This window comes from Escherichia sp. MOD1-EC6162 (assembly GCF_002965125.1).
Lineage (GTDB): Bacteria > Pseudomonadota > Gammaproteobacteria > Enterobacterales > Enterobacteriaceae > Escherichia > Escherichia marmotae.
This window is the reverse complement of record NZ_PTSB01000003.1, coordinates 162477-176511: the sequence shown is the minus strand read 5'-3', so window position 1 is coordinate 176511 and position 14035 is coordinate 162477. Positions and strand designations below refer to the sequence as shown.

Genomic DNA, 14035 nt, shown 5'->3' with positions numbered 1-14035 from the left:
GATGCTGATATCTGCACTGGATAAGCCTCTGCAATCGTGGCGTAACGGCGGAGGTTTTACCCGACAACTGCTTGCCTGGCCTGATGATGAAAACTGGTTGTTGCGCATCAGTATGGCGAATGTCAGTCAGGACGGTCCTTTTTCGGCGTGGCCAGGCGTGGTACGTGGTCTCGCGATCCTCGATGGGGAAGGGGTGAAACTGACGTTTGTCGATTCGATCATCAACCTGCAACGTCACGATCCCGCCTTAATTTTCCCAGGTGAAGCGATGCCGGATTGCCAGTTGCTGGGCGGGACTGTTCGCGATCTCAATGTCATGGCGCGGGAAGCTGATGTGGGGATGTTGCGGGTGCAAAGTGCTGTTGACTGGCTCCCTCCGTCACTCGCGCAAGCGGGGCTGTTCACGTTGTGTGAAGGGGAGTGGATAAGCGGCGAGAAGAGGACGTTTGTAGCTACGAATACGCTGTTATGGCTGGCTCAGCCTGATGGCAAGCCCTGGCGTTTCGAACCACGGAAAAAAGTCTCTGTCGGTGAGCTGGCAGGCTGGTGGCTTTATTATCTACGAGGGGAAAAATCCTTATGAGTGCATTAACGCTCTGGCGAAATACCACGCTGGCGACACTTTCCGCTAACGATTGGGGAGTGATTGAAAATGGTGCATTAATCAGCCGTGGCGACACTATTGTTTGGCTTGGCAAGGCCACGCAGATCCCTCGCGAACTGACGGCTGACATTACAGAGGAACACGACCTGCAGGGTAAGTTGCTGACACCCGGTCTGGTGGATTGCCATACGCATCTGGTGTATGGCGGCCAGCGGGCGAATGAGTTTGAGATGCGGCTGCAAGGTGTGGCTTATGAAGATATTGCGAGAGCGGGCGGCGGGATCTTATCTACCGTCAATGCCACGCGGGCTGCCAGCGAAACGCAACTGTTTGAACTGGCGGCGCAGCGACTACAAAACTGGTTGCGTGAAGGCGTCAGCACGCTGGAAATAAAATCCGGTTATGGCTTGACGCTGGAAGATGAAGCGCGCTGTTTGCGCGTCATTCGCCGCTTACAGGAATCTACCGGGTTACGTATTCAGTCTACTTTTCTTGGGGCGCACAGTTTACCGCCAGAGTTTGCCGGACGCAGTGATGATTACATTACAGCACTTTGCGACTGGATGGGCGTCCTGCATGGACAGGGGCTGATTGATGCAGTTGATGCTTTTTGTGAAAACATCGCCTTTAGCCCAGACCAGGTACGGCGCGTTTTCAGTAAAGCGCAACACTATGGAGTGCCGGTAAAACTCCATGCCGAACAGCTTTCTGACCAGCAAGGTGCGGCGCTGGCGGCGGCGTTTTCTGCGCTGTCCTGCGATCATCTGGAATACCTTAGCGAATCGGGGATCGTTGCCATGAAAGCGGCCGGAACGGTGGCGGTTCTGCTCCCCGGGGCCTATTACTTCCTGCGCGAAACCCATCTACCGCCGATTGCCGCTTTGCGGGCAGCGGGCGTGCCAATTGCCATCTCCACGGACCATAACCCCGGAACGTCTCCCAATATGTCATTGCCATTGATGATCAATATGGCCTGTACGCTGTTCCGCATGACACCGCTGGAAGCCGTTCAGGGCGTTACGCGTAATGCGGCAAAGGCACTTGGACTTATTGATCGGGGGGAACTTGCGCCGGGGTTACGGGCGGATATGGCGGTCTGGGATCTAAATCATCCACGTGAACTGGCCTATTGGTTTGGGCACCAGCCTTGTCAGGGGCTGATTGTCGGTGGAAAAAGGAGTTGGTAATGAAGCAAACATTTTTGCCGTGGAGTGGGCGTGTTGACTCGCAGGAAACCGGCGTCAGCACTCGCTGGCATCAGCATGTGCAACCGTTTAGTGAACAAAGCCTTGGAGGCTGTACGCTGATAGGTTTTGCCGTTGATGACGGCGTACAACGTAACGGTGGGCGAACGGGCGCAGCAGGTGGGCCGGGTGCATTACGCAGCATATTGGGCAATATGCCGGTGCTCAATGAAGACGCTATTTTTGATATGGGCGATGTGCAAAGTGAGGAACAGGCGCTGGAATCCGCACAAAACTGTCTGGCGACAAACGTTGCCACGGTCATTGCGCGTAACAGTTTTCCGCTGGTTCTGGGCGGTGGTCATGAAGTGGCGTGGGGAACATTTCAGGGGATTATGCAGTCGCGCCCTGATATCCAGCGACTGCTGATTATCAACCTTGACGCGCATTTTGATTTACGGATGGCTGAAAAGGCCAATTCAGGTACGCCATTTCGCCAGATGCAGGAGTGGAACACGCAGCATGGCAAACCATTTAGTTATCGCGTGCTGGGAATAAGCCGTTTTGCCAATACTCAGGCGTTATTTGATCGCGCTGATAGCCTCGGCGTGCGTTATTGGCTGGACGAATCTCTGCAATTTGAAAGCGATTTGCATGAGGTTATTAATGCGCTCTCGGCAGATATTCAGGCGTGTGACGCTATTTATTTAACGATTTGTCTCGATGTCCTACCGGGGTATCAGGCTCCCGGCGTTTCTGCGCCATCACCGTTAGGCGTGCCGTTAAATATTACTGAAGCCATTGTGAATTTAATCGCCGGTAGCGAGAAGTTGATTGCTGCGGATATTGCCGAACTTAACCCGGAACTGGATCGCGATAATTTGACTGCGAAAGTTGCCGCTCGCCTGGTGACCAGCATTGTTCGGCGGGGGAAAAAGATAAGACAAATTAAGACGTTGTCGCAGTAACCCGTTGTTAAACTCATCATGATAAGGAAACACAATGAAAGGATTGATACGAAGAGTCACTGTCACCGTTGTGCTCTGGAGCGTTTGCTCCATCGCGATGGCAAAATCAACCATTACGCTGGATGGCGAACATCTCTCTATTGACCAGGCATGGTCAATTGCATTAGGGGATAACGGCGTCAAAATCGCGCCGAAAGCCATGGAGCGCATGGAAAAAAGTTATGATTTGGTGATGACCGCCGCGCATTCTGGAACACCCGTTTACGGTTTAACCGTGGGCGTGGGGCTAAATAAAGATCAGCCCATATTTGATGCCAAAGGAAATTTAACGCCAGAGGTGATTGACGCGTCGAAAAAATTTAATGCTGCCGCGCTGCGCGCCCATTCTGCAGGCGTCGGCTCAATGTTGCCGGATTATCTTGCTCGTCTCTCAATGGTATTACGTTTAAATACCATGCTGCATGGGCAAACCGGAGCGCAGCCTTATATTGCCGAACTGTATGTTGAATTTATTAATCGCGGCGTTACACCTTTAATTCCGGCGCGTGGAAGCATTGGCGCAGCAGATATTATGCTCGCATCACACGTTGGCCTGGTGATGATGGGGGAATGGAAAGCGCGGGTTAATGGCGTGGAAATGAGTGGTGGCGATGCGCTGGCGAAAGTGGGGCTTAAACCACTGGTGCCGCAGGGTAAAGATATGCTGGCGATTTTGTCGAACAACAGCGTTGGCACGGCGTATGCGATTGAAGCGGTACGGTCGGCACGCCAGTTGCTGAATGTCAGCCCGGTGGTTTTCGCTATGAGTCTGGAAGCGTTGAATGGTAACGTCGCGCCGGTACTGCCGCAGTCGATCGGCGTGCGTCCTTTCCCGCAGTTGGCTGATTCCGCGAAAGAGATCCGCGATGCGTTAATCGGTTCTTATTTATGGCATAAGGATGACAAACGTGCATTGCAGGATCCGTTATCGTTCAGAACAACGGTGTATACCCTTTCTGAGTCGGTACGTGCGCTACATGACGCAGAAGATATCATTACCGTGCAGATCAACAGTTCTGACGATAACCCGGCAACTGTGCTGAATGCTGATAAGGCGTACCAGGATTCCAGCCAGGTCGCGCAATATTTTGTTAAAGATGGCGCAATCAGCGGCGGGATTTTCCCGACGGCAAACTTCGAATCGTTACCTGTTGCGCTTGCCACCCAGCGTTTGACCGTGGCGTTAGTGCATGTTTCGCATAACAGTATGCGTCGCTCGCTGCACCTGGAAGATGATCACTTTACGGGTTTAACGCGCTTCCTGTCGGCACCCGGTAATAAAGGTCACGGCTTTGGTTCGCTGCATATTCCTTTTGTCGCGCTGCATGCAGAAAATGTTGATCTCGCCAATCCTGTTTCTTTCGATATTCAACCGGTTGCCGGAGGCATTGAAGATACCGGTGCCAATAACGACCATGCAGCCAGAAGACTGAAACAGGTGGTTGATAATTTGAACATTATTTATGGCATTGAATTGATGCATTCCGCGCAGGCAATCGATTTGCGGTTGCAAGCCGATCCACAACTGGCATTAGGTAAATCAACAAAAGCGATGTTTACCGCCTACAGAAAAGTCGTGCCATTTGTCGAGCAGGATCGCATCTTTACTCCGGATATTGCAGCATCGCAAAAATTCTTAGAAGGATATGCGATAAATCAAAAATAAAATCGGTGTTGGTTGTTTATCATAATATCCATAGATATGATAATTATCAGTTTAATAGTTTTTCTTAATATTGATTATAATAATCCGAAGGGCGTTTTGCTTTTCGGATTATTATTGCCTCATTAAGGTAATTGCCATGCCGAACGTGCTGGGTTATAAATATCAATCATGATACTTATAAATTATTTATTGCTGCTTTGGTTACCATTACTTAGTAATAAGTAATGTATTTTTGATAGTTTAAACTATTTTTAAGGGACGGCATTATGAGAGGAAAAATACCCAAAACGGAATTGCTGGTGACTTTTGAGGTAGTCGCACGTCATGAAAGTTATACCAGAGCAGCAGAGGAGTTGGCGTTAACCCAAAGTGCAGTATTCAGACAAGTTAGCGCACTGGAAGAGTTTTTACATATATCATTATTTGCGCATTCTAAAAAAAGAATATTCCTTAATGATGCCGGTAAATATTATCTGGGAATTGTTAAAGAAACATTGAATAAACTGGAACGTGACACAAATACAATCATGACCTGGCAACCCACGGTTCAGGTTATTGAGCTTGCTGTCAATCCTACCTTCAGCACGCACTGGTTGATCCCCAATTTACGTGAGTTCAATAAATTGTATCCCGATATTATTGTCAATATCCACTCATTAGCCAATAACGGGGATTTTCTTAATCGGGAATACGATGCTGTCATTATGCGCGAAAATTTTTGCGCCCCCTGGTCGAAGGTAGAATATCTCTTTGAGGAAGAGATTCTGCCAGTATGCAGCGGCAGTTTGCTTTCACTGCCCGATCAAAAGCTGTCCGTTGCAGAACTACTTAGTGAGCTACCTCTTCTGCATCAGAGCACCCGTATTACTGGCTGGGAAGAGTGGTTTGCGCTATCGGGCGTTAGCAGTCCGCTGGTCAATAATGGGCCGCGTTTCGATTTGCTTTCGATGCTGATTGCCGCCGTGCGCTCTAATCTCGGCGTGGCATTGCTGCCGCGGTTCGCTATCCAACACGATTTAGATAGTGGTGATATGGTGATCCCGTGCGATGTGCCCATTCTTACCGGTAATCGCTTCATTATGACGTGGCGGGAAGAGAAGGCTGAATATCCGCACTTGCAGCTCTTTCGTGAGTGGTTGCTGGCAAAATCGGTGGTGCCGGAGGAGATGTAAACCTACGCCTGGCGAAATGCCAGGCGCAGATATTAACCGTCGAGACCTGGTTGTGCCTGATGGGGCAATTTTGCAGTGAGGCGTTCACCTCTTCAGTATCCAGAAAATGGTAAGCCAGCATAAAGATCAGCTCACCCTGCACGACTAAAGCGTAACATTCACTTTCATTAATGCCCCGCAGGGCAACTGGCACAGCGGTGTTGCTGCTCAAACTGGCTAAAGAAATTATTGCCTTTATCATCCACCAGAATGAATGCGGGCAGATTTTCAACTTCCATCATCCACACGGCTTCCATGCCCAGCTCCGGGTATTCCAGACAGCGAAGGCTTTTGACATATTCTTGCGCCAGTAACGCCGCCGCACCGCCAATACTTCCCAGATTAAAGCCGCCATGTTTGTGACAGGCATCGGTGACCTGCTGGCTGCGGTTGCCTTTCGACAACATGACCAGACTGCCGCCCGCTGCCTGAAAGGTATCGACATAACCGTCCATTCGACCGCCAGTGGTTGGCCCCAATGAACCGCAGGCCATGTTTTCTGGTGTTTTCGCCGGCCCTGCGTAATAGACAACATGATGTTTCAGGTAATCCGGCATCGGTTCACCGTTATCCAGTCGCTCTTTAATTTTTGCGTGGGCGATATCGCGCGCCACCACGATTGGCCCACTTAACGACACGCGGGTGCCGACCGGTAACGTGGCGAGATCTTGCATCACGTCACGCAATGGACGATTCAGATCGAGATGCATATGATGCGTGCGATTTTCTTCCCGCATTGATACAGGAATATATTGCCCCGGATTATGTTCGAGTTTTTCCAGCCAGATACCGTGTTTGTTAATTTTGGCCTTAATATTGCGATCGGCGGAACAGGAGAGCGCCATGGCAATTGGGCAGGAGCCGCCGTGGCGTGGCAGACGAATAACACGAATATCATGAGCGAAATATTTGCCACCAAACTGAGCACCAATACCAAATTGCTGGCTGGCGTCGAGCAATGTTTTTTCCAGTTCAACATCGCGGAATGCTTGTCCCTGCTCGTTTCCGCTGGTGGGCAGATTATCGTAGTATTTCGTTGAAGCCAGTTTGGCGACTTTTAACGCTTGATCGGCAGAAAGTCCTCCGACGACAAAGGCGATATGGTAGGGCGGACAGGCGGCGGTGCCCAGCGATTTCATTTTTTCAATTAAAAATGCGGTCAGTTTTTCCGGTTGCAGGAGAGATTTTGTTTCCTGATAAAGCGCGGCTTTATTGGCGGAGCCTCCCCCTTTATTAACACACAGAAAATGGTATTCGTCGCCGGGTACGGCGCTGATATCAATCTGCGCCGGGAGATTGGTTTGGGTATTCATCTCGGTATACATATCCAGTGGCGCATTTTGCGAAAAACGCAGATTATTTTCCTGGAAAGTGCTGTAAATACCTTTGCTCAGGGCTTCAGCATCATTGCACCCGGTCCAGATATGTTGTCCCTTGCTGGCAACAATCGTTGCTGTGCCTGTGTCCTGACAGTTGGGTAATATTCCCTTTGCCGAGACCTCTGCATTTCGCAGTAACTGCAAGGCCACGTATTTGTCATTACTGCTGGCTTGCGGATCGTTAAGAATGCTGGCGACCTGTTGCAAATGAGCAGAGCGTAAGAAAAAAGAGGCTTCATAAAATGCCTGTCGGGCAAGCAACGTTAACGCGTCAGGGGCGACTTTTATTACGTCTTCACCGTCTAACTTCGTTACCATAATATGTTGATCGCTAATTAATTTATATTCTGTACCGTCTTTATCTTGCAAAAACGGATCCTGCCAGACGAATGGTTTAGACATGATCTCTTCTCACGTTGTGGTTATTTTTACCGAATGCTAAGACAGGCCATTTTTCCAGCAGGAGCTGGATGTTTATATCACGTTGTCATTCGGTATTTACTTAAGCATTTTTTGTTTAATTACGTGTGATTTTTAGAGGGACGTAGTTCACCCATTATTTAAGATGTGATAATACCAGCATGCTTCGCAATTTATTTTATTGATATATTTAGATAAATGTACCTGTCATGAATAAATCTGTGCAGGTACATTTATGAGGTTGATAATCTAAAAAATATTAATTATTAAATATCAAAATGAATACTTAATAAAGGTGCGTGTTGCTGTGCACCATAAACATCACTATCACCCACATTTCCGGAAATAATATCTCGTGGCATGACGATTTTTACTGCATTAGAAGGATCAAACCAGACAATACGATGAATAAATTCAGGTTCAACATGATATAAGCCAGCCACCAGTTCTGGGGTTAATTGCCCAGATGATTTAACTCGCTCATAGTTTTCTTTCGTTTTAAATAAAATATCTAAAACCAGTTCATAGGGTCCGGCGTTTTTGGAGCGGATCACCTGCGCCAGTGAACGAATTGACTGTTTCATGCCTGAACTCCTTCCGGCGTCACCTGTTCGATGTGGAAATCAAAACGCAGTGCGTCGTTGGCTTCAATCAGGTGATAGATCGAGAACTCATATACCGGCCCAGCCTGTACATCTGAGGGCGAGAACGGGAAGGCGAGGTTACCTGCGGTAGCGATGCGATTTTCATAGCCATAGTGCAACATGGTTGAACGCACCAGCGAGCAAACGCTATTGGCAATCTCCTGAGTTGGCGCGACGACATCCAGCAGGATCCCCAGTTCGTGTCCGGCAGTTTGCGTGGGTTCATGAGCACCCATGACGCCATTTTTTCCGTACAGGTGGAATGTAATGCGGATGCTGTCATCGTCCAGCGAAAGGTTACTCGCTACGCTTGCTTTCACTTCTTCGATAATTTTGTCGATCCCGGCAATCATAATAGGATCGCGGGTCCCGGCAATGGTCAGGCAGCGGAAGCCAACCCGACGGGCGCCTTCCAGTTTCAGGGCATACGGCGTTTCTTCATGTTTTGAACCGCTGACATACACTTCGCCATCATTGACCGCTTTAAATGTACAGCTCTTTAGATTCAGTACGCCGCCAGGTCCAGGCAGGAAGTACGGATCAGATTTCTCATACAACGTATGCGCGGCGGCGGACGTTTCGGTAAATTTACGCTGTGGATTAAATGTCTTCAGCGTAAAGCCGTTGTCGTCAATGATACCCATTGCACAGTCTGAACCGGAGCCAGGCGTTGCGGCAATGGCCGCGCACTCAAGGATTTTCCCGCAGTGCAGCGCCAGCCCTTCGTCAAACCCCTGCATGATAGGCAGTGCGGCAAAGCAGGCCGGGTCGTAAGCGCGCCCACCCAGAACCACCTGAGCGCCTGCTTTCAGCGCCCGCTGGAAAGGCTCGATCCCCATTTGCGCCACAATGTAGGTACTTTCGTCGATTGCTTCATGGGTTAATGCCGGGACAAAATCCAGCGCCGTGATTTTGCCATTATCCAGCGCTTCGTGGACGAGTGCTTTGTCGACGTCAGCAGGAATCAGCGCCATCGAGAACGAGAGTTTTTCTTCTTGCGCAATTTCATGAATAATTTCACGGCACCACTCCAGATGTGGGGCCGCGCCGGAGCCGCCTGCCGTACCGATTACCACCGGAATGTTGTTCTTCACGCCAGCGGTTATCATGTAACGCAGGTCGCGTTTGACGCCCGCCCGGTCGGTAAAGGCTTTACCCGCCCCCAGGTAATGGGGACCTGGGTCAGATGAACCGGCGTCAACGGCGATCAGATCCGGAGATTCTTCCATCGCCTTATTAAAACTTTCTTCCGGGAAACCATAACCAAGAATGGCTGTTGGCGATAACACTTTGAATTTACGAGCCATCTGTTATCCCTTAGCCTGCAACAGTGCGATAGTACGATTCATTTCGTTGAAGACGATGTTGAGGCCTTCGTCGAAACCCATCCCTGGCTTGACCAGCATACGCATTGGGCGTGCGGCCAGCGCAACGTGCACACAGGTGCGGGCGCTGATCTCTGTTTCGTTGCAGGTACCGCCCTGGTAGGCTTCCATCCCGTGTTTGTTGCAATACAACACTGCGTCAACGATGTTATGAACACCGCCAAGATCCGGCGTTTTAATTTGCACCATATGACAACTGCCTGCATCGGTGAAATCAACGATATCCTGGTAGGTGTTACACCACTCGTCAGCGACAATTTTCACGCCGGAACCGAGGCGCGTCAGCTCTTTGGTGATGGCGGTTAACAAGCGAATTTGATCAGGTTTATTACCGGCATCGACAGGACCTTCAATGTACAGTGGCAAACCTTGTGCTTCGTCTTCCAGACTGGCGATGTATTGGGCGCAGCGCACCGGATCCATATCGAAGATCAGACCGATAGTGCCGTAAACGTCAATGTGCAGGGTAGGGCGATAGCGTGCGCTGGTGCGTTTGCCCAAAATGCGATCCGCCAGCCAACGGATATATTCGCGTAGTTTTTCATCTTTATAGCCCAGCTTCTCTTCAACGTTATTAATCAATGCATGTGGCAGGACATCGACGCCTTTAAGGATCATTTTATCCACAGCGATGTAACGGTCGTCACCGCTTTGACCAAATAACGGAATGGATTCCGCTACGCAGGGTAATTGCCATTCGGCACAAACGACCTCGGTTTTCAGGCGACCGGTTGCCAGCGCGGTGGCGTCAAGTAATGCCTGCGATAAACCATAACGCACGGCAGTGTGCAGCAGGTTGCCGTCAATACGCAGTTTGTCGAAGAAACGGGCATTCGGCAGGAATGCGTCCACATCGCGGCCTTCCAGCAAAGGTTTGATATGCGTGTTGAGGAACGGAATAAAGTGTTCAGCAAGGAATAGTGGATCGCGGCCACCGGCTCCGGAGTATTGAACAGCAGCACAGTCACCGACGGCGACGGCACCGTTTTCCAGAATCAACTGAACTGAAACGCACTCCCCGGCCTGGCGCACAGCGCTAAAACCGGGCGTTACTGGCTCCCCGGTATAAAAAAAGCCGTCATGACCCGCTCCGTTTTTTATCGCCTGCTGGTCGTCGAAATAGAACGATGAGTAACCAGCGGTGAAAAGGGCCTGTTTTATTTTCATTATGGTCTTCCTATTAATTTGCTGTGGGATACGGCATTGATGTCATCTACAACCATCTGGAATGTCGGTTGGCGTCCTTCAACGCGTGCGCGTTCGGCAACGTAATCGTGGTGGAGGTCAAGAATCTCTTTTGGCAGAGGAACGGCTCCGGCTTCAAGTACGCGGATAGCCCCGGTGTTGTCACGAACCGGAAGAAGTTTGCCCGCGTTGCAGGCGGCTGGCGCAAAGGGTACATCCAGTACACCCGCTTCAAAAGCCAGCACTGTACCGCGCGCGATATCACCATTGCCCAGTTCGAACACTTTATTCAGGACGGCACGAACTTCACTTTTAATCAGCTCAATTTCCAGTTCAACCACAGGGCATGGCGGGAATTTTTGATCGCTGACCATATTGAGCATTTGACGGGAGGCTTTCAGCCCCTGCACGTTGGCGGCGGCGGTAGGTATACCCCATGCTTCATGTGGGCTTTTGGTGATAACTTTAGTTGCGCCCGACATGCCTGCTACCGCCGCGCCCCAGGAGATAATGGCGAACGCTTTCGATTCGTCTTCCGGAAAACCGTCCATCCACTGGTGGAACACCGTACTTAACTCGTAGTCTGTATAACCATTGTTTTGGAAGTATTCGTGCGCGAGTTCACGTAGAGACCGGATCGCCGCAATATCTTGTGTCAGGCAGCCGACCTGGCCATAACCAACAGTGATAGATTTTACGCCTTGTTCCAACGCCAACAGGCCCTCGATAATCGCAACAGAGTGCGAGATAAATGGCGGGATCAGCGTTCCAGTCAGTGGGCCAAATGGTTCGCGGTTGATACGAATGCCATGTTCTTCATACAACCCCATTAAGCGGTCGCAGTACTGCCAGTCGCGGATAGATTTTTCCAGCGTTACACGTTTGGCATACGGAATATTGTAGGAAATGCCGCCGCCTTCATAACTGGTGAAGCCACTGGCCATTGAGATTTCAGCCAGCAGGCGCGCATCTGGCGTGCCGTGGCGGATCTGTAACGGTTTTTGCAGGGTTTCGGTCAGACGGCGGCACGCTGCGACACCGTGGTTAACCACCGGTAAACCGTTCAGTTTAGATGTTCCGGCTTCGATGGACTTCTTAATTCCCACCGCCGCTTCTTCGTAACGATTCAGACGGGTGTAGGCATCAATGGTGCTCGGCAGCAGATCGCACTCTTCTTGTAGTGTTTTCAGTAGTTCAATGTGTTCGTCCATCAGCGCCACGCCAGCGCGCGGCTGGCTAAGTGTTTTACCTTCCAGGTCTGCTTTCAGCAGGGCAAGGGAGAAGCGTTTATGTTCAGGTATGGTTTGTTGGTATTTAACGCCATCTTCGAATTTTTCAACGTCCTTGCCAGTTTCCCAGGTTTTCAGTACCTGTTGCCGCTCGGCCATGAATTCGTCATGGGTTAATTTCTTGTTTCGAAGTTCCATTGGTTGCTGCCTTAATTGTTATAGGGTTAAGCATTGAATACTGGTGAGCGCAGCGGCTTGCGGGTCTACTCTGGCGACGTTTGCCAGCAGTGGAAATAGCCCCTGTGAATCACGGTAATATTCAAATTGAGTCGGTAAGAGAATGCGTTTGCCGTCGTCGTTTAACTCGCGGTACTTCAGCCAGTGATGAATATCAAACTGGCTGGCGCGCGACAGCCATCCACCGGAGCCGATGACTTTGTGCACGGTGGTAAGGTCGCGTCCCATTTGTAAATCAACATTACCGACGCAGGTGCAGACTTCTTTTTTGGTGCCCGCATGACGTTCTGTGGCGTAACCCACGCACAGCCCGGCCAGCACAGCATCGAAATATTTTTCTTCTGTGTTAGCGGGTAAGTATTCGGGATGAGCGGCCAAATGACGAAGGTAATGATAAAAAGCCTCCTGCTGCACGGGTTGCTGAGCAAAGATCATATTGACTAAGTCTTTTGCGTTTTCACCAACCACCGCCGCCGAGACGCGCATCCCCAGATCGCCTTCTACGGTTCGTTTTATGAATGGTTCTGGTACGCCGTGCAAAACGGTATCTGGCGCGAGATGATTAATGCAGGCGGAATAGACGTCGGTGGTTGCGCCGCCCATGTCGAGAAGAATGAACTCTTTCCAGTGACTATTTACATTGCTGATGGCCTTTACCAACTCATAGACCGTCCACGGTGTCGGCATCGGTTCTTCGCCCGTTTCATCAACAATGACATCCAGTCCTTTTCCTTTAACAATACGTTTGAGAAAAATGTCGCAGATGGCCTGACGCGCGGCCAAAGGGGTTGGATGGTCAAGGTCAGGCAGGACGTTATCGACGATAGTCAGCTCTTTATGCCCAAGGATGGCTTGCACTTCATCCTGAATATCCCTGTTTCCGGCATAAATAATGGCGCAGTCGAGTTTTGATTCTGCCAGCACGCGGGCGTTATTCAGTCCGTAACTTTCTTCACCGCCGTCGGTGCCGCCGGTGAACAACAGGATGTCTGGCGGTGTCTCTTCCAGCGCCTGAATATCACGGCGGTTCAGCTTGTAGGCGTAATATTGCGTGATTTTAGCGCCAGCAGAGTGAGCGGTTACTTTCGCAGTTTCCAGGGTGATAGAAGGCACTAACCCCATTGCAGCGACCGCCAGTCCCCCTTTGGCTGAGGAGGAATACTTCAATGCAACCTCACCGCAGTTTAACAGGGGGAGGGCATTATCTACGTTTAACACCTGGTTCAGGCTGGAGAAAAAACCTTCCGCCAGATGGTGCGTGGTGGTTGGAGTCAGAACGTGGTTAACCAACGTTAACGCGTCCCCCTCCCGAGTGAAGAGGGCTGCTTTGGTCCACGTCGATCCAATATCGACAGAGACAATTTGCATCAGATTGCCTCTTCGAGAATGTGTATTTCTACGTCATGACGTTGGTTGATATCGTTGGTCATCAGTTGGCAGACATCTTCTAAGTCATGGCTGGGGGCGAAGACGCGATCAAAACCCATTTCTTTGAATTTGATTTCCACGTCAGCGAAGTCATGTTTACCCACCACCAGGTTACCGCCCACATAAAGCAGAATGTCACCCAGCCCGCGCTCGATGCAGCGTTCACGCATGCCCAGACAGTCGATATCGCCATGACCATAGATAGAGGAAACCACAATCGCGTTAGCGCCAGTTTCAATGGCGGCATCAATATATTCGTCCTGGCTGACCATAACGCCCAGATTAATGACCCTGAAGTCATGGGTGGTAAAAACACGATCCAGAACTTTATTGCCTACTGCATGGCAGTCAGCGCCAATAACGCCAATCACAAGTGTTGCTTTCTTCATGGGTAATCCTTTGTAAGACAGAGAGTAAAATAAGTTACACACGTTGTATTTATGGCCATACATAACG

The 14035-nt window shown here is 50.2% G+C and carries 12 protein-coding genes; 5 read left to right on the top strand and 7 right to left on the bottom strand.

The window, feature by feature from the left end; all coding sequences use genetic code 11:
- Position 1 precedes the first annotated feature (1 nt).
- The 5 genes from A9587_RS04645 to A9587_RS04625 all read left to right on the top strand — a co-directional run bounded on the left by A9587_RS04645 (position 2) and on the right by A9587_RS04625 (position 5633).
- Positions 2-583, top strand: a complete 582-nt coding sequence (locus tag A9587_RS04645) for a HutD/Ves family protein (RefSeq protein ID WP_236942424.1) — start codon at positions 2-4, stop codon at positions 581-583.
- On the top strand, positions 580-1791 hold the full coding sequence (gene hutI / locus A9587_RS04640) for an imidazolonepropionase (protein WP_001516000.1): 1212 nt from the start codon (positions 580-582) through the stop codon (positions 1789-1791). The genes A9587_RS04645 and hutI overlap by 4 nt, the downstream gene beginning before the upstream one ends.
- The gene (gene hutG, locus A9587_RS04635; RefSeq protein WP_000814581.1) at positions 1791-2756 is read left to right on the top strand and encodes a formimidoylglutamase; all 966 of its coding nucleotides are present in this window, start codon (positions 1791-1793) and stop codon (positions 2754-2756) included. The genes hutI and hutG overlap by 1 nt, the downstream gene beginning before the upstream one ends.
- 34 nt (positions 2757-2790) lie before the next feature.
- Entirely contained in the window at positions 2791-4461 is a 1671-nt protein-coding gene (locus A9587_RS04630) for an HAL/PAL/TAL family ammonia-lyase (RefSeq protein WP_123057488.1), read from the top strand.
- A gap of 266 nt (positions 4462-4727) precedes the next feature.
- Positions 4728-5633 carry a LysR family transcriptional regulator gene (locus tag A9587_RS04625; protein ID WP_001214252.1) on the top strand — a complete coding sequence of 302 codons (906 nt, stop codon included), beginning with the start codon at positions 4728-4730 and terminating at the stop codon, positions 5631-5633.
- Positions 5634-5800: 167 nt separating this feature from the next.
- On the opposite strand, the gene A9587_RS04620 is transcribed toward A9587_RS04625, so the two are convergent.
- The 7 genes from A9587_RS04620 to glmS form a co-directional block, all read right to left on the bottom strand.
- On the bottom strand, positions 5801-7453 hold the full coding sequence (locus A9587_RS04620; RefSeq protein ID WP_000042551.1) for a class I fumarate hydratase: 1653 nt from the start codon (positions 7451-7453) through the stop codon (positions 5801-5803).
- Positions 7454-7737: 284 nt separating this feature from the next.
- Entirely contained in the window at positions 7738-8055 is a 318-nt protein-coding gene (locus A9587_RS04615; RefSeq protein WP_000813902.1) for a DUF4387 domain-containing protein, read from the bottom strand.
- Positions 8052-9422, bottom strand: coding sequence for an acyclic terpene utilization AtuA family protein (locus A9587_RS04610; RefSeq protein ID WP_000101359.1), 1371 nt, complete (start codon positions 9420-9422; stop codon positions 8052-8054). The genes A9587_RS04615 and A9587_RS04610 overlap by 4 nt, the downstream gene beginning before the upstream one ends.
- 3 nt (positions 9423-9425) lie before the next feature.
- Positions 9426-10667, bottom strand: coding sequence for a methylaspartate ammonia-lyase (locus A9587_RS04605; RefSeq protein ID WP_105263748.1), 1242 nt, complete (start codon positions 10665-10667; stop codon positions 9426-9428).
- A complete protein-coding gene (locus A9587_RS04600) occupies positions 10667-12112 on the bottom strand; it encodes a methylaspartate mutase subunit E (RefSeq protein ID WP_105263749.1) in 1446 nt (481 codons plus the stop codon). Before A9587_RS04600 ends, A9587_RS04605 begins: the two co-directional genes overlap by 1 nt.
- Before the next feature lie 18 nt (positions 12113-12130).
- Positions 12131-13519 carry a methylaspartate mutase accessory protein GlmL gene (gene glmL, locus A9587_RS04595; protein WP_001516005.1) on the bottom strand — a complete coding sequence of 463 codons (1389 nt, stop codon included), beginning with the start codon at positions 13517-13519 and terminating at the stop codon, positions 12131-12133.
- The gene (gene glmS / locus A9587_RS04590) at positions 13519-13968 is read right to left on the bottom strand and encodes a methylaspartate mutase subunit S (RefSeq protein ID WP_105263750.1); all 450 of its coding nucleotides are present in this window, start codon (positions 13966-13968) and stop codon (positions 13519-13521) included. Before glmS ends, glmL begins: the two co-directional genes overlap by 1 nt.
- Positions 13969-14035 lie beyond the last annotated feature (67 nt).